This is a genomic window from Colwellia sp. PAMC 21821, from assembly GCF_002077175.1.
In the GTDB taxonomy this organism is placed as follows: Bacteria; Pseudomonadota; Gammaproteobacteria; order Enterobacterales; family Alteromonadaceae; genus Cognaticolwellia.
The window spans coordinates 1,639,497-1,660,952 of sequence record NZ_CP014943.1 but is presented as its reverse complement, the minus strand read 5'-3'; the positions used below and the strand labels follow the sequence as shown (position 1 = coordinate 1,660,952).

The following is a 21,456-nucleotide window of genomic DNA, read 5'->3' as shown; positions in this document are numbered from 1 at the left end:
GTAAGTGATTTAAGAAAGAGGCTGCGGCCTCTTTTTTATTGGCAAAAATTTAACAAAGCAAAACCAATAAACAGATGTCGTGAAGTGACGATTGTAGGTCGGTATTTATGCCGTCAAATGGTAAATATACTGCTACTCACTATGAGAAGCTAAAGTCCTAAATATAAGCCCAATGCGACCTTATCTAAAGATTATCAGGCGCACTTAATGCAATTCAGTAGCACTTCAATTCAAGGTTAACTTATTGTGAGTTTTTCGATACAGGTAGCCACCCAATAACAATGCGATAACAAGCAAAATAACACTGATAATCAGTTGCTGTTGACCATTGACCTGTAATCCTGCGCCCATTAATGAAAATATTGTCATTTGTGGAATAAAGCCCAGTGCCGACCCTAATATATAGGGTTTTACTGGTGAGCGTGCTGTGCCTGCTAGTACATTAGTCAGAAAATTTGAACCCGCAGGTAAAAGTCGAATAATCAGCGCCTTTAAGAATGTATTATGACTAAAGAAATGGCTTACTTTTGCGAGTTGTTGTGGGTAATTTCGCTCAATGATATTCGCAAAAAATTTTCGAGCTAAGATCAAGGTTACTAGGCATCCCAAAACTGCAGATATTGTTGCTAGCACCATACCTAAGCTTGCACCAAATAAAAAACCAGCACTTAATGCGGCAATTTGTCTTGGCAATCCAACAGCCATTGCTGGAGTCAGTATTAATACAAATAATAAAGCGCCAAATAGGGTATTGGGAATGATAGTGTTCAAATAGTTTTGAATAATAGCGCCATAGTTACCTAGCAATAGTGTAGCCAAGGTAATCGCCAACAATATTGATATTAGGGTCGCGATAACGGTTACTTTTACTGCTGATTTTGTTTTAAACACTTGCGGGCTCTTTATGCTTATTTAGGCTCTTTTTACATCGAAGGTGACTACTGTTTTACGAGAAAATTTAATTTGAGTAGATAATTAATCACTTCGGTATGACATTGGTTTTGTATGAATGGAATATATTTTATCACAGGCTAACGTAAATAAAATCTTAGTTAGGTGTTAGCACTCTAATGCATTGGCATTAACGAGTGCTAAGTGACCTTACTTAACAATGATTTATGGTTAAGTATAAATCATTGTTATTTTTTAATAGGACAATGAGAGTCAAATTAATGTCGAGTAAAATAAAAGCACTAATCGTTCGTTAATTCTTGTAAAATATTTGTTTTAGCAACATTGTATTCGCTTTCACTCAAGTAACCTTGTTTTTTCATTATAATCAGTTTGTCTAAAGCTTCAACAAGCTTACTATCAGGGTCAGAATAGCCATCTTGAGTATTATTCGTTGGTAAGTCAGTATTGTTGCTATGCGACGTTACGAGTGTCGAATTATCTTCGTGCGTTTCTGGTTGAGTTTTAGGCACAGTTGAGGTTTCTTTTGTTTCACTAGGTGATGGTATTTCGTGAGGTAAATTAACTTTATTTTTTCGTTTAACGGTTATATTTTGATTGATATATTGTGCGAAAAACTGCTGCCAATCAATAGCTTTATTAGTCACTTCTTGGTATGTAAGTCTGGTATGGCGAATATTTCCAACGCGAAAATAAAGGCAAAATAAGTAATGATTTTTTTGATCATCGGTTAAGCGTATCTGAATGCTTCTTTGCTTTTCATTACTCATTTTTAATCGGCGCTCTTTCGCAAATAATGTCAGAATTATATCTTCTGCATCTTCAGGGAAGGCTTGTAATGAGTCGTCACTAACCGTTGAAATAACCTCATCATTTAGTAACAGTTCACTTCGGGTAAGTGACGATATATCGATGGTTTTGTCTGCATTTTTAGCGTGGCGTTTATACAAAGATAACGATTTTTCTGCAACATCTAATTCAAAATTAGCCCATTGACGTTGCAAGAAGCTCTTTTTCACAACGCCTTTATTTTTCAAAAACAAGAAGTAGCTGGCTAAAATAAGTATCATGACAAACAAGAAAGCAAAAATACTCTTAGTATTTGAGCTGCTTATTGATACTTCATTAGTTGCGTTTTTAGTCTCAGCAATAATAGGTATATTGATGGTGTATAAGCGTTGCTGGTTATGTTCGAGCAGTAGCAATTCGCCATTGTGGTTTTGATGCAAACTGAATTTTGATTGCTCACTAGGATTTTCTTTTATCAGTTTATAGGGGATGTCTTGAATTTCATCTTCACTATCAAGACTTGAATTTAATGTTATTGCTTGTAATTGCCAAGCGTTTTCTGTTTCTTGTAACTGTAACGCTTTACCCCATAAGGTTTTCAGCTCTCTACCGTGATAGAGTATAGTTTTATGCTTTGTAGTCGCTACAGGTAAGCTCTTTTTTATCTGTGCTTGTGGGATAGCTTTACGCCAATCATCACCTATTTTTGCTTCTACTAGCATATTTACGTCTTGTTGGTTAAGTTGTATAAGGAAGCTGTAGGTGCTTTTCTTTATCCAATCAAAATGCTCTGATTTGTGTCCGGCTATAAATACAATTTCATTTCGAATATCATCTGTTTTTGTAAAAGGGTTATCAACTGGAATAGTGTAGTTTAGTAAACCGTATTTTTCGGGTTTTATACGCAGAATGCTCCCAGCGTACAGTGCCTCACTCTTTAATGTTTCATTGAGGGCAAGGGCTATAAAAAGTAAACCAAAATCATCGTGCCAAGATTCAACATAAGGATTAAAGCTTAGCAGCTGGATATGTTCTTGAGGTTGCATAATAGCAATACGCATAACTTCATATTGTTGACTAAGTTGAGGTGTTTCATTTTGTAGCCCTGTTATTTGCCAGCGTATTATAACCGCATCGTATGGGGCGATAATTTCAGTATTTTTGGGGGTTAACTTCGACTTGGTTTTTTTACTTGTTTCAGTATGGGCTGTATAAAAAGTTTGATATCCATCTCGATCACGATAATGAAAGTTTGGATCTAAAGTTACAGCGGTTAAGGCAATAATATTAGGGTTTTTTAACGCTAACTTTAGATCGAAAAAAGCAGTTTGTGCTATTTCGTTATGGTTTAAATGGTAAATTTTACCCGCTTTTGTAGCTACAAAGTATTGATCTTCGTCGCCTGAAACAGGTAACACGCTTTGCCACTGATCATTTGCTAAAACTGCTTTATCAAGACTGGCTATTGCCGATAATTCTAGTTCGTTAGCAATTTGTGCTGCAACATGAGAAATTTGGCTAAGCATAGCCATTAATGTAAAAATAAAATATAACTTACAGCGATTGAACCAGATACTTTTGTCCATAAAACAGCATATTCCTTTAAAAAATTAGTTAGAGGGAGTTTAAGCTTAATTCTTTGCTATTAAAACAGCTTGTTGCGCATCTATAAATTGGTTTTTATCCTTATTATTAAGATAGCTTAATTTTCCGTCAACTATTATTTGATCATTTCTTGTTCCGTGTTCAGCAAGATAAAGTGCTTGTTTACCCCAAATATGGACTGGGCGCTGAATTGTGACCATATGGTATTTATGTGTAATGGCGGAAAATATATGCTGCTGAGACTCTATAATAACTTCGGTTAATTCTTTATTGTTTTCAGTGGTAATAACCTTAATATCAGAAACTATATTACCACTACAATGAATTTGATTAATAGATTGAGCATAGCCCTTTGGAAAAGTTTGTGCGTAACTCGCGTGGATAATTTCGCGATTATTCTTTTTACTATTAATTAAATAGCCTTGTAGCAGTATGATATCGCCTTTGTCAGCGTGAATCAGGGCACGTTCAACAATGTCACCAATAACTTTTACGGTATGATAACTGGTCCATTCTTTAAATTTGTTACTGGTTTTATCAAACCAACGGCTATGCGTTGCCAACGTAAATTCAGCAAAAGCAACAACAGGGTTAGCTTGGTAGCGAATATCAGGCTTATTAACCAAGTTGCCTAAAAGGGTAACGGTGCATAAATGGTTTTGCGGTAATTCAGATGACATAGTTCTACTTGTTGTTATAGGAAAAAAATGGTCGAGCGTTTTAAACGACCAATAGTATGACTAGCGTATAAATTGATTGTTAATTTCTGTATCAAATAAATTTTTAATTAAAATAGCAAACTCTTTAATAAACGCTAGCTGCTCATTATTTACCGAATTATTGACTACACCCGATAATATTTCTTGTAAGTCATAAACTATCGCATCAACTTCTCTAATAATAGTATTTCGTTGCTTAAAGGTTAAGTTTTGGTTTTGATTGCATAAAGCAATAATTTTTTCACTCATTTCTTGTTCAATAACTTCTAATACCGAGCTGTTTGCATTCTCAATATTGATACTATTTTCAAATAAGTTTAAATGAGCAGTTAAATATTCAACAACATGAATATAACCATCAGTATCGGTGACCATCTTTGTATCTGTACTATTTATCGTTGTCTTACTTTACTCGCATATTAAGGTGCTGATCAAGCGGCTTTTAAAACCAGAAAGAGTTTATATCAGTATATAAAGCAAAGTGACCTCAGATACGAAGTCGATAATGAAGATAACTGGTGTGTTTTTCGTTTTTAAACAGTCAAATTTCCTACGTTAAGCCAATAAATATAGATTCAATATGAAGTAATTCACAAAATGAAACATCTACAGCAGACATAAAAATTGCTTTTTCATTAATTTATGCGTTAAAAATTAAGCAATATTGCATATATGTTATATAAATGTTGCGTTACTTTCTTGTTCTATATTAATAAATTGTTTTTACTCTACTTTTAATTTTTGTATATTGTATTCAATGTAACAATTAAATGCTTGAATATATTTTCAATTCAAGTAAAGATAGGGAAAATGTTACAGCTAGTAACATTATGAAACATTTATAATAGATAATAGTAACAAAATAAAAACAATATAATCTCGGAGAGAAACACAATCATGAGAAATAATTTTTCTAAAACATTCAAACGTTCGGTAACAGCAGTAGCTGTTTCAGTATCGTTAGGTTTAGCAATGCCAGCAATGGCAAACGATGGTTTACTTGCTGGTACCTCGCTAAGTAATTCTGGTAATGTACTTTCAGGTGTAACGGTTACTATTATCAATATTGATACTGGTTTAACCCGTACAATAGAGACTGATAGCCAAGGTAATTATAAGTTCCCACTATTACCAGCCGGTAATTATTCATTAGAAGCTAAAAAAGATGGCTTTTTAATGGTTAAACAGGAAAAGCTAAAAGTTAGCTCTGTTGGTCGCACAAGTGCAGACTTTACTTTAGAAACTGGAGATATTGAGCGTATCAGTGTTACTGGTGCTGTTGTATCAACTATTGATGTTTCATCAAGTGAGTCGCAATTAGTTGTAGATTTAGAATATTTAGCCAAAGTACCGGTTGCACGCGACGTTGCTTCAGTAGCTCTTCTTGCTCCAGGTACAGTGTCTGGTGATTCTGATTTTGGTAAAAATGCTTCTTTTGGTGGTTCATCAGTTGGTGAAAACACTTATTACATTAACGGTATAAACACGACTAACTTCCGTAACGGTTTAGGCGGTTCAGAATTACCATTTGAAATGTATAAAACTTTTGAAGTTAAAACCGGTGGTTACTCAGCAGAGTTTGGCCGTTCAACTGGTGGTGTTGTTAATGCAACAACTAAAAGTGGTTCAAACGAGTTTAAATTTGGTGCAAGTGCGTTTTGGGAACCTAGCTCATGGCAAGCACATTCGCCAGATGTTAAGCGCACCGATGCTGATAATATTATAGAAGCAGACAGCGAATATTACGTAGTTAACAACCAAGATAAAACTGGTTCAACTAATTACAATTTATGGGCCAGCGGCGCATTAATTCAAGATAAATTATTCTTTTTTGGTTTATTGAATCAAGAAGATCGCACACGTGATTATGCAAACACTTCTAGTTTTTATAGTCGTGATGCAAGTGATACCTTATATGCTGCAAAAATTGACTGGTATATAACAGATGAGCATATTTTAGAGTTTACTGGTTGGGATAACGGCTCAGATCTTGATACTAACGAAGTTGGATATGACGCGGACTCTGATACCAAAGGAGAAAATTTTGGTGATTATTATTTAGAGCGTGGTGGTAAAACTTGGGGTCTTAAATATACAGGTATTTTAACTGACGATTTAACAGTAAGTGCGCAATACTCAGTAAATGAAGCCAGTTATAGTAACTTAAATGTTGGTTCAAGCCCGTTGGGTGACAAGCCAGTTATTTATGAACGAAGAAGCGGTAAGAAATTCGGCTCTTATGGTTTAGGTACTCCATCAGTTCAAAATGATAAACGTACCGCTTATCGTTTTGATGTTGATTGGTATGTTCATGACGACCATACATTGCGATTTGGTATCGATTATGAAGAATTGGAAGCCACTGAAAATACGCAACGTGCGGGCGGAGTAGCTTACAGATATGAAGACTGTGATTCAGCTAAATTAGCAAATAATGAGCTTGATTGTGATACTGTGCGAGAAGAGTATTATGTAAACCAAGGCGACTTTGAAACTAAAAGTGCTGCGTTTTATATTGAAGATACATGGCAAGTGACTGATGATTTAACTGCTCGTATTGGTTTACGTAACGAATCGTTTGAAAACTATAATAAAGCTGGCGATAAATTCGTTGATGTTACTAATCAATTAGCTCCTCGTCTTGGTTTGAGCTGGGACATTAAAGGCGATGGTAATAGTAAAGTTTATGCTAACTACGGCCGTTACTTCTTGCCAGTTGCAACTAATACTAACGTACGTTTAGCCGGTGATGAATTATATACACGCCAAAACTTTGATGTAGAAAGCATCAATGCAGACTTCACGCCTAATGTAGTGCCAGGAAGTGGTGGTGCTATTTCTACTTTTGCTGATGGTCAATTAAAAGATACCAAAGAAACAGTTAATGCTGATTTAGATCCAATGTATCAAGATGAGTTCATGATAGGTTATGAGCAAGTTATTAATGATTCATGGAGCTATGGCGTTAAAGCAACTTACCGTGATTTGGGTAGTTCGTTGGAAGATGTTGCTATCGATAAAGGTTTCGACGATTCTTTAGATGGTGGTTGTACGCTTTGTTCTGGTTTCCATTACTATGTATTAACTAACCCTGGCCAAGATGTAACGATTACGACTGACCCTGATGGTGATGGTCCTTTAGAATTAAAAGAATACACTATTACAGCTGACCAATTAGGTTACCCAGAAGCTAAGCGTCAATATGCTGCGGTTGATTTAACATTGAACCGTGCTTGGGATGACGAATGGCTATTAAACGTAACTTATACTTGGTCTCATAGCTGGGGTAACAATGAAGGTTTTGTTCGTTCAGACAACGATCAAAATGATTCTGGTTTAACAACTAACTTTGACCAACCTGGCCTAACTGATGGCGCAAACGGTAATCTACCGAACGACCGTCGTCATAATGTAAAAATTAATGGTGCTTATGCGGTTACAGAAGATTTATCTTTAGGCGCAAATTTTAACTTCACTACTGGTCGCCCGCTAAACGCTTTTGGTTTACATCCTACTGATGCTTTTGCATCGTTATATGGTGCAGAATCATTTGTTAAAGATGGTCAGTTAGTAACTCGTGGCTCTGAAGGTAGAACGTCTAATACTTGGACGTTAGATCTTTCTGCAACTTACGATTACTACATTGATGAGAGTAAAATTACTTTCCGCGCTGATATCTTTAACGTGACTAATAATGATAAAGCAACGCAACTCAATGAAGTTAATGAACGTATTGCTTCATATGATGGTGCCTTTGGTGGTTACCGCGGTGAAGCGAATCCGACTTACGGTTTACCAACTGATTTCCAGAAACCACGTTACGTGCGTATAAGCGTATCTGCTGAGTTTTAATTAAGGATTTGTTAAATCCCTGACCTAAAAAACCTCGCCTAGCGAGGTTTTTTTATGTCTATAGATTACTAAATGTAAGCGGGTGTATCCGGTCTTGAGCTGTAATATCCGTGAGTAAATAAGTCTAATTACAGCCAGTTAACCTAACTTTTTGTTAAATAATCCTACGTCTGCTGTCATCATATAATGTTTTTTACTTACATTTGTCAGTCTGCTTGTTACAACTATTTTTATAATTTACGCCACTATATATGAACAAGGCTATATCGCCTTTCTAGCAAGCGATTAATTAATTATTCTTTGGAGAATTTAAATGACTGTAAAAAAAATAGTTTTAGCCATGTTTATATTAGGTGCTGCATCGACGATGAGCCAAGCGAATGAAATGGTAGCAGCAGATGAATCAAATTTTACACAATTATGTATGACCGCATTAGCCGGTAATCGTGCAGCAATGCATAACAATATTAAATCTTCAGGTTATAGCAAGCAATTTATCGCTAAGAATGTGCAGTGTAATGGGGTAAGTATTTTGGCCTACGTTCAACAGCATGGTGAAAATGCAGATGCTATGTTAAGAACTTTAGATCGCAGTGAATATCGAACTTCTATCACGGATTTAGCGAAAAATAATAGCGTGTCTAAGTAGTTTAAGTCGTCTAAGTAGTGGTGGTTGAGCAATCAAGAAGCGAGAGTCATATTAGTATAACTCTCGCACTCCGTTAAGCGTTTTCTAGTTTCTGCAGACGCTCGTTAAAGGCAGTTAAGCGCGTTTGTACGGAAAGGTTAGTATTCATTGAAGCTTTATTAATAGGCTTTCTAACTTGTCCTACACTGGCGGTTTGCACTAGCGCATTGTTTTTGTAAAAGGTTAGCATTGACTCTTCAAATGTTAAGCCAATATGGCTTAGGCATTTTGTGAGTGTAGCTTCAGGCTGATTAATTAGATCTTCATAGCTAATTTCTAATACTCTTTCGCCAAGTAATGATTGCCAATGCTTAGCAAGACGATTTTCATGATGAAAGAACTCAGCAATATTCTCTAAGTCGTAGCTCCAGCCCAAACCTTGATTGAAGAAGTTACGAAAACAAGACCAAGCGTTATCTGCTGGGTTTCTGGTAATGCGAATAATCGCAGCGCTTGGGAAAACTTTAGCTATTAAACCTAAATGATGATTAAGGCTTAATGTTTTATCGACCATAGGTTTGTCTAAGCTAAATTGCTGCGCGCGCAAGTGTTGATAATCAGCGTGTATCTTTTTAAAAACTGCTAAGTTATCTGATGGTTCGTTATCGGCTAACTTATTAAGTTTAGCCTGACCAATTTCAGCTGTTGAATAACTTAAGTACTTTAATTCGCCGCCTTGACCAATAGCACTATGCGCACTTAGCATTTGTTGTAGTAAAGTTGTGCCACTGCGCGGTAAACCGATTATAAATATTGGCGGACAGCTTTCAGCTTGCTCTAAACTGGGCAGCGTCGCTAAATATTCGGCATTTTGATGACTGATAATATCATCAATAAATTGACTGTGTTGTTTAGGGATATAAGACTTGTCATTGTGCATTAAACGGCAACCACGCGAGAAGTAGTCGAAGGCCTGTTGCTCATTTTTTACGTCTAGTTCGGCCTTACCTAAGGCAAACCAAAATGGCGCATTGTGTGCACTTTTGTCATGCTCTAGCTGCTGTTGTACGGCGGTAATTTGAGTATAAAGCTCATCATTTTCTGAAAACTGATGAATCGCAGCCAGTGTTAACCAAGATATCGCTGATTTAGGCGCTACTTTAACGAGTTCGACTAGGTACTTTTTAGCGAGTTCGATATTGCCAATTTGGCTATGAGTTGTGCCTAAAAAGTGCAGTACATCGGGCGTATTTTTTTCTTGCAGCAGCGGGTTTACAAGTTCAATAGCTGCTTCTATTTCTCTACACTCTGCTAATATTGCTGCACATTGAATAATGCGTTTTGCTTCTTTTGGTGAAATAGCTAAATATTTTTTGCTGCACAGTACAGCTAATTGAAACTCACCTATCGATATGGCTAGTCTTGTTATAGCACCCCAATTTTCTTTAAGATCAGCATTCTTATCTAATAATGCTTGGATGGTTTTTGCGGCGCTAGTACGCTGTTGATTTTTTACATCTTTTAAGACACTGTTGGCCAGTTCTAAGTCAGTCAATTTGTTATCTACATCAAAAAATGGAGTATAAAGGTTACTACAATATGGCGTCGATTTGGAGTTAAAGAAAGGTAAAAGGCAAGAAAAAAGTTAAAGTTCACCAAAACCCATGTAGCTTTTGGTGAACTGGTTTATCGTTTATTTAAGCAGCGTTAGTACTTTCAAAGATTTTATCGGCAGAAGCAGCCACAAACCCCGTGTACAACTCGCCATTTTCCATCGGATAGCGTTTGGCAAACTCGTAAAAACAGCTTGGAATAGCAACGGTTTTATCAGAAAACTCAACTAACACGTGATCGGCCATAGTAGAAGATTGCTCTAATTTAACGGCTTCATCACCTTTGATTTCACCACCTGTAGTATTTAGCGTAAAACCACCGGCTTTAACGGCTTCATTCACGGCTTCAATTGAATCATAGTTTGTTAAGTGGTTAATGCTTACCGTGAAATGGTTAGCGCGGTAGCCCCAGGCTGCAACCCATGCTGCATATTCGCTTTCGGCGAGTAAATCTAAGTATTCTTGGTGGCTCACTTGCCAATGCGTACCTGAGTATAAAAAGCTTTCAACGTTAATATCCGCTTCGTTTATACCAGCGACCATTTTTTCGATGATGGCTTGTACACGTGGAGAAAACTCTTCTACTAATAGTTCACTGATAAATACTTTCGGTAAATTAGTGTCAGTGTGCTCAAAGTGCTTTGCATAGAGTTTTTTGGCTTCAAAATGATATTCACCACATTCTTTGTAACCTAAGTTAAGCAAGTGTGCTGAAATTTTAGCGATATTAACTTTAGCAATATTAAAGGTACGGTAAGCAACGTGGTCGTTGATTAGCTCGTCACCAGTGCTTAAAAGTTTATGTACTTTGTCAGCTGACGGTGTAACTTCTAAGTAGTTTTGCCAAATATTGTTAAATAAATTTTTAACGGGAGTCATGGGTATTTCCTAAATGTATAAATTAAATTTTTGTCGATTGCTAAAGTCGAATACTAAAATCGGTTGAGTGATATGCAAGGCTATTTATTCTTCAAAAAGGTTTTTAACTTATTCAATAGCTAAGTATTTAACTCAGGTATTTTCTCGTTAAGAAGATAATATTTAGGATAGCGTGATGGATAGACACTCAGGGTTAGCGACTATATTTGATCGATATTCTTGAAAAAGCTGGGACGGATCCCAGCTTTTTTTAATGGGCAGTAGTATTTCATTAAGCGTAAATTTTTCTGTTTACTTAATCGTTAAACCAGGGCTAAGCGTCGCGGGTAATGACACTTTTTCAGCTTCAACCGATGCTACTGGGTAAGCACAATAATCAGCGGCATAAAATGCGCTGGCTCTGTGGTTACCACTTGCGCCGATACCACCAAAAGGTGCAGCACTGCTGGCGCCAGTAATTGGCTTGTTCCAGTTGACGATACCGGCACGAATACGGCGGAAAAAGTGAGTATATAGCGCTTCGCTGTCACTTAATAAGCCGGCAGATAAACCAAATGAAGTATTGTTCGCTTCATCGATAGCTGCGTCAAAATCAGTATAACGGTACACTTTTAATAACGGACCAAAGTGCTCGTCATCTGGCATTTCAGAGATGTTTGTTACATCGACTATGCCTGGTGAGATAAAGCCTGTGCCTTCTTCAAGGTGCTTCATCATCACAATTGATTCACCGCCAAGTTCAAGCAATTGCTGTTGAGCAGCTACTAAGCTTAATGCCGCTTTTTCAGAAATCATTGAACCGATAAATGGCTGGTCTTCATCGTCAAAGTAGCCGATTTTAATCGCTTCTGTACTGGCGACTAATTTAGCTAAAATAGCATCGCCTTGTGGGCCCGCTTCAATAAATAAGCGACGAGCACAAGTACAACGTTGACCAGTTGTGATGAATGCTGATTGTAAAATGTCGTGTACTACGGCATCTACATCACTAACATCTTTAACGACTAATGGGTTATTACCGCCCATTTCTAGCGCTAATATTTTGCCCGGTTGGCCACCAAACTGTTCATGTAAGAAGTGACCCGTTGTTGAGCTACCTGTAAAGAACAAACCGTCAATTTGTGGATGATTTGCTAATGCTTTACCGGTTTCAACTTCACCTTGCACCATGTTGATAACGCCAGCAGGTAGACCTGCTTTCAACCATAGTTTTAAGGTTTCTTCAGCAACCATTGGTGTTAATTCGCTCGGTTTAAATACCACGGTGTTACCGGCAATTAGCGCTGGAACAATATGACCGTTTGGTAAATGACCTGGGAAGTTATAAGGCCCGTAAACAGCAACTACACCATGAGGTTTATGACGAATAAACGCTTTTGCACCTGGCATAGGGTTTTCAACGGTACCAGTACGCTCTTCATTTGCGCGTACCGAAATAGCAATTTTACCTACCATAGCGCCGACTTCTGTACGGGTTTCCCAAAGTGGCTTACCCGTTTCAAGCGCGATAGTTGTGGCGAATGCTTCTTTGTGTTCAGTTAATAACTCAGCAAACTTAACGGCGATGGCAATACGTTCTTCAATCGGCATATTAGACCAAGTGTCAAATGCTGCACGAGCTGACATAACGGCTTCGTCAACTTGTGCTGCTGAAGCGGTATTTCCCTGCCAAATTACTTGATTTTTAGCCGGGTTTTTTGAGAAAATTTCATGGCCTAAACCGGCTGTCCAGTGACCATTAATAAGTTGTATATTGTGTGACATTATTTATTCCTCTGCGCGTGTATCGCGAGTAATTAGTTTTGCTTAATGCTTAATGCTTAATTTGAAACTAGGCGCACCCAGTCTCCTTCAATAACCATTAGCGCATCTGCAACCGCCTGTGATATCACCACTTGTTTGGCGGTTTCTCGTAATAAAATGGGTGCTTGCGTTGCTCTAAAATCTGCAACTTTGTCATTACAAATAATATATTTATTATCGTTTACGACATCACCAATGATGACTTGGCATTTTTGGCTCTGACGTACAGTTTTCACTAAGGCTGTTTGCGTTTCAACCGTTGGGCCGGCATCAAAAATATCAACGTAACCACGACGTGAGAAGCCTTCAGCTTCAAGTAATCTTAATGCGGGTACTGTTTTTGGATGTACCTTGTTGATAACTTTTTGCGCTTCTTTGCTCAACAAATTAACGTAAATTGGATACTTAGGCATTAATTCAGCAATAAATACTTTTTTACCTATACCTGTAAGGTAGTCAGCCGTGGGGAAATCGAGCGAAAAGAAATGCTCTTCTAACCATTTCCAAAATGGAGATGCGCCATCTTCGTCCGAAACACCGCGCATTTCTGCGATAACCGTTTCAGCAAAACGTTCGGTGTGCTCGGCCATAAATAGAAAGCGAAAACGCGATAACAAGCGTCCGTTACGGTTTTTACGGTGACTTTCGCTCAAAAATAAAGTACAAATTTCAGAGGCGCCAGTATAGTCATTACATAAAGATAATGTTTCAACGGTGTTGTAAATATTAAGCTCACGAGAGCTGTGCACGACCTTACCTAAATGGTAATGGTAAAATGCATCATCTAGACCAACAGCCGCTTCAATGCCACTCGTGCCAACTACTGCACCCGTTTTGGTGTCTTCCATAACAAACAGGTAACCTTCATTACCTGGCTCAGTAACTGAGCTGTTGAAAGAAGCTTCCGCGTGAGAAATGCGATTTTTCAGCAGTTTTTCGTTGACCGGTAGTGAGGTGAAACCGTGTCCTGACTCCACAGCAATGCGATGAAGTGCATCGTAATCACTGCTTTGAATAGGGCGAATAATAATCATAGAAAACTCTCAATGAGACGTTCAAACACCGTCATAGTCAACGGTATTTGAACGCTATAATAAAGGAAGGCTTACTTAGCTAGTTTAGCTACCGCTTTTTCGAAACGCGCTAAACCTTCAGCGATATCTTCATCTGGAATAACTAATGAAGGAGCAAAACGTATAATGTTAGCGCCAGCGACTAGTGTCATTACACCTTCGTCCATAGCGGCATTTAAAAACTCTTTTGCTCTACCTTGGTATGCGTCAGTTAATACAGCGCCAATTAACAAGCCTTTACCGCGGATTTCACTGAATACATTGTATTTTGCATTAATGGCATTTAAACCAGCAACATAAAGTTTTGCTTTGGCTTTAACACCATTTAATACTTCTGGTGTGTTCACAGTATCAAATGCAGCTTCTGCTACAGCACAAGCTAATGGGTTACCGCCGTATGTACTACCGTGTGTGCCCACTTTAAGGTGCTTAGCAATATCAGTTGTTGTGATCATAGCGCCAATTGGGAAACCACCACCAAGTGCTTTAGCTGTGGTTAAAATATCAGGTGTTACACCTAAGCCCATGTATGCATAAAGCTCGCCTAAACGACCAACACCGGTTTGTACTTCATCAAAAACTAATAAAGCGTTATGTTCATTACAAAGTTCGCGCACACCTTTAGCAAATTCATCAGTTGGTGAGATTATACCGCCTTCACCTTGTAATGGTTCCATTACTACGGCACAAGTCTTGTCAGACATAAGCGCTTTTAAACTATCTAAGTTGTTGTATTCAGCATGATCGATATCGCCAGGCTTAGGGCCGAAACCGTCAGAATAAGCCGCTTGACCACCAACAGTAACTGTGAAAAAAGTACGACCGTGGAAACCTTGTTTAAAAGCAATGATTTGAGATTTTTCTGCGCCAAAGTTTTCAAGTGCCCAACGACGAGCTAGTTTTAAAGCGCCTTCGTTTGCTTCTGCACCTGAGTTAGCAAAATAAACTTTATCAGCAAAAGTGCTGTCAGTTAATTTTTTCGCTAAACGTAATGCTGGCTCGTTAGTCATAACATTTGATAAGTGCCAAATTTTATTAGCTTGTTCTGTTAATGCGCCAACTAATGCAGGATGACAATGTCCTAAACAGTTAACAGCAATGCCACCGGCAAAATCGATAAATTCACGATCTTGTTGATCCCAAACACGTGAACCTAGACCGCGAACGGGGATAACTGCAGATGGTGAATAGTTAGGTACCATAACATCATCAAATAATTCACGATTTACTGGGAAATGGTTAGACATTGTAAATTCCTCTTATATTTAGGATATTGTAATCAAAAGTTGTTTATTAGTTTGGAGCGCTAACGCTAGCAGAACTAAATGTATTAATGAGTCAGCTATTATTTAAATACAGACTTATTAAAAATAGGCACGGATTATGACAGAAAAAATAGCCAGTGTCTTGTCAAAATGCGCTGAAGCCCTTGTAAAATAAAGGTTCCTCCGTTTTTATTCAGTATTACTGCATAACTATGTTTGCTGTGTTTTTCTACACTGTGGCTAGTAATGAGATTCTTATGTCACCTAAGCTGATCTGTAATAACAGACCATGTTTCATAATTAATCAAAAATAAATTATTGTTTTGAGCATTTTAGGTGATTTTATGGCTATTTTTCAGCTTTAGACAAGGTTGATAGGGCTAAGTGGACCTAACCCAGATAAGATTTGATATAAATAAGTCCGTACATTGGACTGAAATTGTGACGAGTGTTAATTAAAAATTAGCTTTATGTGATCAATATCGCTTTTCTTTAATAAGGCTATGTCATTTTTTGTCAATCGACCTGCGGTTAGCAATATTTTTGCTTCTTCTGTGCTGATGAGGTTTTCTTTTGCTAAGCCTCTAAACGCAACATAAGCTTTGGCTTTAGTGACTAACTTAGCAATTGGACACATGTGATTTATGTCAGTTGCGTAGGCAAGATCAAATAACGGCTCAGTAATTTGTAAACGATCAAAACGCATGAGTTCGACCATATCTGCAGCCACGTTACTGCTGCGTAGTAGTAGTTGTTCTAGTAATAATTCTGGTGCGGTATCGAGCGTCACTAATATGTCGTGTAGTTTTTTATCTTTACTGTCATAAGCTGCTTTTAGCTCTTGTGTATAGAGACTGCTATAAGTATTTAAAAAACCACGGGTGACTGCTAATAAGCCTAAATTGCTTAACATGCCAGCTGTAAAGGCAGTGAATTCATCTAGACCTTGTTCTTTGGCTAATAACTGAGACGCTAGCGCAATAGATAAACTATCGTTCCATAGTTTACGTTTCATTAGCGGATAAGGTGAGGTGCTAGTGGGTAACCAATGCTTTAGCATAAATGTTGGCATAACCAATTTAAGGTTATCTAAGCCAACATAACTTAGCGCTAAGTTTGGCTCAGTTACTTGTATGTCAGAGCGTTTACGGTATTGGGGTTTATTAACCAAGTTAATTAATTCACTACAAAGCCAAGGCAGTGATTTAGCTAAAGGTGTAATGCGATTAATACTGGCTGCTTTTACTGCCAGTATTTCCATAATAGAAGGGGCGGCATCTTCTATTTTTAGCACATTCAAGTAGAGATTTTCTTTATTATCAAACTCTTTATTAACTTGGATATCGACACGCTTAAAAAATTTATTTTTCACCTGTGTTTTAAAGTGTTCTTGGCCGTGCGCTTGGATAATTTTATTTTTGTGTGCTTCTTCTTCTACCGCTAATAACTCTCGTCGGCGGTTAAACTGCTCACTGTCTTGATGCTGAGACATATTTATTTTGCCATTTTTTTGATTGGCAAAATCTTTACTGATCGCGAGACTGAGCACACGACTGTAAATAGGCTTAACTAATTTATTATTTTCAAATATTTGCATCAGGACTTCATTATTGGTTTTCGTTATTAGTTTATAATTTGTGAGGTTAGCTAAGTTATCGGCCTGTTAGCTTATTTCATTAGGCGCTATTATTATCATCTATTTGATTTGCATATTGGTCAATAAAATTTTGTAATAATTGATGACCTTGTTCTGTTAACACAGATTCAGGATGAAATTGCACACTGGCGATGGCTAATTGTTTATGTTGTAAGGCCATGATCTCTTGCTGACCATTTTCAGTGACCCAAGCGGTTATTTCTAGCTCATCAGGCAAAGAGTTTATATCTACAATTAACGAATGATATCGCGTGACCGTTAATGGCTGCTTTAAAGCGGCAAATAATCCCTGTTCATTATGGTTAATGATACTGGTTTTACCGTGCATAACTTTCTTCGCTTTAATGACTTTAGCGCCAAAGTGCTGGGCGATGCATTGATGACCTAAGCAAACGCCAAGTATGGCAATGCGACCTTTAAATCTTTCGATTATCGCGAGTGACAAGCCGGCAGCATCTGGGTCGCAAGGACCGGGTGAAATAACAATATATTGGGGCGCTAACGCTTCGATTGCATCTAAGCTTATTTCATCGTTTCTACACACTTTAACTTGCTGTCCTAGCGCCTGAAAATAATGGACTAGGTTGAAAGTAAAAGAGTCGTAATTGTCGATCATTAATAACAAAAAAACACCTGCGTAAGACTAAATCGTAAAGCGGGCGTTATTCTAATCTTTTATTGATCGCCATTCTACCTTTAAACACTTCGATTAAAGCTCTGAAACGTGCCTTGATAAGAATTATGAGCGGAACTTTTGGTAAAATGCCATTAATTGTTGTTGGGCTTGTTGATGGTTAATTAAAGTGAAGTTAATTTTTTCGCCTGGACGCATTTGGCTTAATCTAAATAAGTCAGTTTGCATTACGGTACCAAGCACCGGATACCCCCCATGGTTTGTCGCTCTTTCATTAATACTATAGGTTGTTCGTTATCAGGAAATTGCACCATGCCGTAAGTCACTGGCATTGATAATAAACAACGGCTGCGTAATTGCTCAGAAAGTATTTTTTCGTTGACTGATGCATTGGGTAACGTTGGTGTATAGGATTGTGAATGCGAAACGCCAAGACGATAACCCATGCGATTGCTATCAGGTGAAATAATATATTCGGTGCTCAAAAATCGTTGTTGTTGCGCGCTACTCATTTGTAAAAATAAGCTACTGGGCATCATCCGTATGGTTAGATGTTGCTGAGCGTAAAACTGAGTGGGTGCGGTAAATGGCTTGTTTGCTTCTTTTAGCTTACTTGGTTGCGCTGATGCTAGCTGAGTTAACGCTTTTGTTTGGACTGAAAAATACAGTTTACTGCCAACCGTTAATTTTTCGCCTGTAAAACCTAAAGCCATTTCATTGTTCGTTTGAGCGTAGCTTCCTAACCAGGCTTGTTGTGCTTTTTGGCAGGTAAATCCACCGAATACCGCCAGATAACTATGCAAACCGTTTTTGGGCATGGCAAAATCAAGTATATCGCCAGTTTTTAGTTGGTAACATTGCCAGGGTTTAACGGCGACATTATTAATTGTCGCTTGGCAATCTGCTCCCGTTATCGCAATTATGCAAGCCGCTTTGGCTTCGAAACTGACTTGCCCAAGCGTAATTTCAATGGTTGCACAATGACGTTGTTTATTGTCCTGCGCGACACTTATGTCATTGGCCGTTAATTTATCGTTAATAAGCTTATTAGCGCTAAGAAAAGCGAATTCGTCGGCGGCGCCACTGGCGCTAAATCCTAAATGCTGTGCATTGAGGCGGCCAAGATCTTGAATACTTGCCTGACCATTTATGCTGATAATTTCAAGATAATGTTGGCTCATGCCGGTAAACCTTGTTGTAGTGCTATAAATTCAGCTTTGGTAATGGCATAAAACTGTACATTTTGCCCAACGTTAATGGTGGCATTGAACTGGCCATTTTTACTTTCATACATAGGTAATGGCGTTTGGCCTATAATATGCCAACCACCGGGGCTTTCAATCGGATAAATAGCACTTTGTTGTTCAGCAATAGCGACGGCACCTTTAGGTACTTTTATGCGCGGTGAGGACTTTCTTGGTAAATGCAGGCTTTCGGGTAAGCTAGCTAAGTAACAAAAACCCGGCGTAAAACCTAAGGCAAAACCATGATAAGTTTCAGCACTGTGTTGTTTAATAACGTCTTCTATCGACATATTGCAGCGCTTTGCAACGTCGGCTAAATCCCATTCTTGTTCAGTATCGTAGTACACCGGTATTTTGATGCAATTGTTATTTAGGCTTTTAACGTTTGCTGTTTCACCGTGTTCTTTTTCTAAACTGACGTTATGAGTTTTAGCGATACACTTTATTGCTTCGATCACTTGCGTGCTAGTGTTATGTTCAGGGTTAAAATAAAGCATTAAACAATGATAACTTGCCACCGTTTCTAGAATTTGTTCGCCCAGTTGTTTTACAATAATGGCTTGTAATGCAATGATTTTATTATGTTGGGTAAGCGATATTTTTGCTTGCCAACTTAGCAGTAAAGCATTTTCGGCGACTACGTCGATAGTAAAGTTTGCACTTTGTTTAGCGTCATTTTTATCGCTGTATTGATAACTACTCATCGTATTAACGCTGACCTTGTGCATTATTAATGCTTGCTCGTAACGCTTTAAGCATTTCTAAAGCGTTACGGGTGTCGCCATGCACGCATAAGGCATCAATGTGAAACTGCAAAGGTTGTTGATTTTGGCTGAGTAAAGGTTGCTTATTAAGCAGGGCTTGGCAGCGACTTACCACGGTTTGGTTATCGGTTAATACGGCGCCAATTTCACTACGAGGCACTAACAAACCATTATCTAAATATTGGCGATCAGCAAAGGCTTCATAATAGAGTGAAATGTGATGTTTTTTTGCTATCTGATCAAATTTATCACTGTCGGTTACTGCTTGTATCATTAAAGATAGTGGCTTGCTGTTGTGTTGATTTAGCTGTGCTATGGCCAGACAAAGTTGCTCAAATATCTTCAAGTCTTTCATCATGTCGTTGTATAACGCCCCATGGGGTTTAACATAATCAAGTTGGGTATTTTCCACTGAACAAAGTGCTTGTAAGGCTCCAATTTGATATTGCACATTAGCGATTAATTCATTCTGCGATAAATTCATTGACTGACGGCCAAAGTTTTCTACATCGGGATAGCTAGGGTGAGCACCAATAATGACTTGATGTTGCTGGGCAAGTTTAATGGTTTTTTTAATCGTTAAAGGATCAGAACCATGAAATCCACAGGCGATATTGGCCATATCAATCAATGGCATAATATCGGCATCGTTATTTTCTTTAAACTCACCTAAATCACAATTCAACTTCATTGTATGCGCTCTATTTAGTCGTCATTTATATGACGACGTTGTCGTGGTGGATGACTGATCACAACATCGGTAATTGGTGTGCAGCTGCAACTTAAAATATAACCTTGCTGTTGCTCTTCGTCGGACAAACCATCTTGACAAAGTTGCTCTACCTCACCTTGTTCTAATTTTACTTTACAACTACCACACATGCCTGCGCGGCATGAGTATGGCAGTATTAAGCCTGCATCTTCACCTTGTTCAAGGAGAGTTTGGATGTTGTTGCCGGTAATAGTTTTATTGTGACTACTAAATGTCACTAACGGTTTACTCTTCTTTTTGCTCAAGACAGGCTCCTTTTTGAGCTGGGGTTTCGTGTCACTATTGGTGATATTTATATTGGACTTATTTCTTACAGCAAACACTGGGGCGACTTGGCGTTTGATTATTTCAACTTTATCACCACGTTTAATTTGACCTTGATTAAGCGCCACTAAATTTTGCCCAAATAAAATATCGCCATTCGCTAACTGACGATAGTTTTTTAGTGTTTTTAAAGGTTCTTGCTGCTGATGTTTTTCGCCGGTTTCAGGGTTAATCGTGGTAAAAATGCAGCGCGTGCAGGGTTTTGTTATTTCAAATTCTACTTCACCAATGCGAACATGCTGCCAAGTATCTTCTGCAAATGCATCACAGTTATTCACGACGATATTTGGCCGAAACTGCGCCATGGCAATACTTTCAGTATCAGGTTTATATTGGCTATTTAAGCTATCAAGCGATGCTTGTGAAATAAGCAATAAAGGGTAGCCATCTGCAAAGCCCACTTGGCTATTTTTGTTTTTAACAAAGCGCTGCGAGTCTGCGCCGAAAAATAGTAATTGGCAAGGTTGGTTAAGATAGTCACTGAACCACTGGTTTATATTGTCATGGCATTGCTGTGCCTTAATTGTGTCTTGCCATACATTAACCGGGACATAACTTTGGCAAAGACTATGGTACTCAATCACCAATGTCGGCATATTGGGCGCGGTAACCATCAGTCCGGTTGACGTTAGGCTCGCTTGAATTAAGCACAAAGTTGGCTGCGTGCGAGCGGTAAAAAACTCACCATTTGGGCTCGCAACAACAAAGCGACGATCCAAGGCTAAGCCAAACTCTTCAACCCAGCTATTTGAAAGCTCGATGCTGGCGCTAGATTTAATTGGATAAATATGGATGTTTTGCAGAATAGCCTGACTCATGAACTCCCTCAAATACTGCTAATGGTAATACTAATGGGCTTAATTCTCCTCAGGAGGCAGTAATTATTTCCGTTAGTGTTAATCACCTTGATAGTGGGCAAAATG

17 protein-coding genes and 1 pseudogene are annotated in these 21,456 nt (G+C 38.2%); 2 read left to right on the top strand and 16 right to left on the bottom strand.

Translation table 11 applies throughout. The features are described from left to right. Positions 1 to 225: 225 nt before the first annotated feature. From A3Q33_RS07030 to A3Q33_RS07015, 4 genes are all read right to left on the bottom strand, one after another. Positions 226 to 891, bottom strand: coding sequence for a TVP38/TMEM64 family protein (locus A3Q33_RS07030; protein ID WP_081179338.1), 666 nt, complete (start codon positions 889 to 891; stop codon positions 226 to 228). 302 nt (positions 892 to 1,193) lie between these two features. After that, the gene (locus A3Q33_RS07025; protein WP_081179337.1) at positions 1,194 to 3,287 is read right to left on the bottom strand and encodes a hypothetical protein; all 2,094 of its coding nucleotides are present in this window, start codon (positions 3,285 to 3,287) and stop codon (positions 1,194 to 1,196) included. A 45-nt stretch (positions 3,288 to 3,332) separates the two neighbouring features. Then, positions 3,333 to 3,986 carry a single-stranded DNA-binding protein gene (locus tag A3Q33_RS07020; protein ID WP_081179336.1) on the bottom strand — a complete coding sequence of 218 codons (654 nt, stop codon included), beginning with the start codon at positions 3,984 to 3,986 and terminating at the stop codon, positions 3,333 to 3,335. A gap of 60 nt (positions 3,987 to 4,046) precedes the next feature. Beyond that, complete coding sequence (locus tag A3Q33_RS07015) at positions 4,047 to 4,400, bottom strand: DUF3802 family protein (RefSeq protein WP_081179335.1); 354 nt, start codon at positions 4,398 to 4,400, stop codon at positions 4,047 to 4,049. A 522-nt stretch (positions 4,401 to 4,922) separates the two neighbouring features. Between A3Q33_RS07015 and A3Q33_RS07010 the strand changes: the two genes are divergently transcribed. Continuing rightward, the gene (locus A3Q33_RS07010; RefSeq protein WP_081179334.1) at positions 4,923 to 7,877 is read left to right on the top strand and encodes a TonB-dependent receptor; all 2,955 of its coding nucleotides are present in this window, start codon (positions 4,923 to 4,925) and stop codon (positions 7,875 to 7,877) included. A gap of 313 nt (positions 7,878 to 8,190) precedes the next feature. Then, the gene (locus A3Q33_RS07005) at positions 8,191 to 8,526 is read left to right on the top strand and encodes a DUF3718 domain-containing protein (protein WP_081179333.1); all 336 of its coding nucleotides are present in this window, start codon (positions 8,191 to 8,193) and stop codon (positions 8,524 to 8,526) included. A 73-nt stretch (positions 8,527 to 8,599) separates the two neighbouring features. Here the strand turns inward: A3Q33_RS07005 and A3Q33_RS07000 are convergent, their stop codons facing one another. From A3Q33_RS07000 to A3Q33_RS06945, 12 genes and pseudogenes are all read right to left on the bottom strand, one after another. Next, a complete protein-coding gene (locus A3Q33_RS07000) occupies positions 8,600 to 10,060 on the bottom strand; it encodes a tetratricopeptide repeat-containing sulfotransferase family protein (protein WP_081179332.1) in 1,461 nt (486 codons plus the stop codon). A 142-nt stretch (positions 10,061 to 10,202) separates the two neighbouring features. Continuing rightward, on the bottom strand, positions 10,203 to 10,997 hold the full coding sequence (locus tag A3Q33_RS06995) for a DUF1338 domain-containing protein (protein ID WP_081179331.1): 795 nt from the start codon (positions 10,995 to 10,997) through the stop codon (positions 10,203 to 10,205). Between the two features lie 291 nt (positions 10,998 to 11,288). Further along, on the bottom strand, positions 11,289 to 12,761 hold the full coding sequence (astD, locus tag A3Q33_RS06990; protein WP_081179330.1) for a succinylglutamate-semialdehyde dehydrogenase: 1,473 nt from the start codon (positions 12,759 to 12,761) through the stop codon (positions 11,289 to 11,291). A 56-nt stretch (positions 12,762 to 12,817) separates the two neighbouring features. After that, positions 12,818 to 13,834 carry an arginine N-succinyltransferase gene (astA, locus tag A3Q33_RS06985; protein ID WP_081179329.1) on the bottom strand — a complete coding sequence of 339 codons (1,017 nt, stop codon included), beginning with the start codon at positions 13,832 to 13,834 and terminating at the stop codon, positions 12,818 to 12,820. Between the two features lie 71 nt (positions 13,835 to 13,905). Next, positions 13,906 to 15,120, bottom strand: a complete 1,215-nt coding sequence (locus A3Q33_RS06980; RefSeq protein WP_081179328.1) for an aspartate aminotransferase family protein — start codon at positions 15,118 to 15,120, stop codon at positions 13,906 to 13,908. A 469-nt stretch (positions 15,121 to 15,589) separates the two neighbouring features. Beyond that, the gene (locus A3Q33_RS06975; RefSeq protein ID WP_081179327.1) at positions 15,590 to 16,735 is read right to left on the bottom strand and encodes an HDOD domain-containing protein; all 1,146 of its coding nucleotides are present in this window, start codon (positions 16,733 to 16,735) and stop codon (positions 15,590 to 15,592) included. A gap of 79 nt (positions 16,736 to 16,814) precedes the next feature. Then, a complete protein-coding gene (locus A3Q33_RS06970) occupies positions 16,815 to 17,420 on the bottom strand; it encodes an anthranilate synthase component II (RefSeq protein ID WP_081179326.1) in 606 nt (201 codons plus the stop codon). A 114-nt stretch (positions 17,421 to 17,534) separates the two neighbouring features. Continuing rightward, the gene (locus tag A3Q33_RS20960; protein WP_081179325.1) at positions 17,535 to 17,657 is read right to left on the bottom strand and encodes a hypothetical protein; all 123 of its coding nucleotides are present in this window, start codon (positions 17,655 to 17,657) and stop codon (positions 17,535 to 17,537) included. Continuing rightward, a pseudogene (locus tag A3Q33_RS06960) lies at positions 17,658 to 18,610 on the bottom strand (5-oxoprolinase subunit C family protein); the annotation flags it as partial. Next, positions 18,607 to 19,377 carry a 5-oxoprolinase subunit PxpB gene (gene pxpB, locus A3Q33_RS06955; protein ID WP_196798063.1) on the bottom strand — a complete coding sequence of 257 codons (771 nt, stop codon included), beginning with the start codon at positions 19,375 to 19,377 and terminating at the stop codon, positions 18,607 to 18,609. The pseudogene A3Q33_RS06960 and the gene pxpB, both read right to left, overlap by 4 nt. A 4-nt stretch (positions 19,378 to 19,381) precedes the next feature. Then, on the bottom strand, positions 19,382 to 20,128 hold the full coding sequence (locus tag A3Q33_RS06950; RefSeq protein ID WP_081179322.1) for a 5-oxoprolinase subunit PxpA: 747 nt from the start codon (positions 20,126 to 20,128) through the stop codon (positions 19,382 to 19,384). 14 nt (positions 20,129 to 20,142) lie between these two features. After that, positions 20,143 to 21,351, bottom strand: coding sequence for a YcbX family protein (locus tag A3Q33_RS06945; protein ID WP_081179321.1), 1,209 nt, complete (start codon positions 21,349 to 21,351; stop codon positions 20,143 to 20,145). Between the last annotated feature and the right edge of the window lie 105 nt (positions 21,352 to 21,456).

What these genes read in the sequence shown, in the direction of transcription:
- A3Q33_RS07025 (WP_081179337.1), bottom strand. Translation starts at nt 3,287, where the DNA reads ATGGACAAAAGTATCTGGTTCAATCGCTGTAAGTTATATTTTATTTTT.
- A3Q33_RS07020 (WP_081179336.1), bottom strand. Translation starts at nt 3,986, where the DNA reads ATGTCATCTGAATTACCGCAAAACCATTTATGCACCGTTACCCTTTTA.
- A3Q33_RS07015 (WP_081179335.1), bottom strand. Translation starts at nt 4,400, where the DNA reads ATGGTCACCGATACTGATGGTTATATTCATGTTGTTGAATATTTAACT.
- A3Q33_RS07010 (WP_081179334.1), top strand. Translation starts at nt 4,923, where the DNA reads ATGAGAAATAATTTTTCTAAAACATTCAAACGTTCGGTAACAGCAGTA.
- A3Q33_RS07005 (WP_081179333.1), top strand. Translation starts at nt 8,191, where the DNA reads ATGACTGTAAAAAAAATAGTTTTAGCCATGTTTATATTAGGTGCTGCA.
- A3Q33_RS06995 (WP_081179331.1), bottom strand. Translation starts at nt 10,997, where the DNA reads ATGACTCCCGTTAAAAATTTATTTAACAATATTTGGCAAAACTACTTA.
- astD (WP_081179330.1), bottom strand. Translation starts at nt 12,761, where the DNA reads ATGTCACACAATATACAACTTATTAATGGTCACTGGACAGCCGGTTTA.
- astA (WP_081179329.1), bottom strand. Translation starts at nt 13,834, where the DNA reads ATGATTATTATTCGCCCTATTCAAAGCAGTGATTACGATGCACTTCAT.
- A3Q33_RS06980 (WP_081179328.1), bottom strand. Translation starts at nt 15,120, where the DNA reads ATGTCTAACCATTTCCCAGTAAATCGTGAATTATTTGATGATGTTATG.
- A3Q33_RS06975 (WP_081179327.1), bottom strand. Translation starts at nt 16,735, where the DNA reads ATGCAAATATTTGAAAATAATAAATTAGTTAAGCCTATTTACAGTCGT.
- A3Q33_RS20960 (WP_081179325.1), bottom strand. Translation starts at nt 17,657, where the DNA reads ATGCAAACTGACTTATTTAGATTAAGCCAAATGCGTCCAGGCGAAAAA.
- pxpB (WP_196798063.1), bottom strand. Translation starts at nt 19,377, where the DNA reads ATGAGTAGTTATCAATACAGCGATAAAAATGACGCTAAACAAAGTGCA.
- A3Q33_RS06950 (WP_081179322.1), bottom strand. Translation starts at nt 20,128, where the DNA reads ATGAAGTTGAATTGTGATTTAGGTGAGTTTAAAGAAAATAACGATGCC.
- A3Q33_RS06945 (WP_081179321.1), bottom strand. Translation starts at nt 21,351, where the DNA reads ATGAGTCAGGCTATTCTGCAAAACATCCATATTTATCCAATTAAATCT.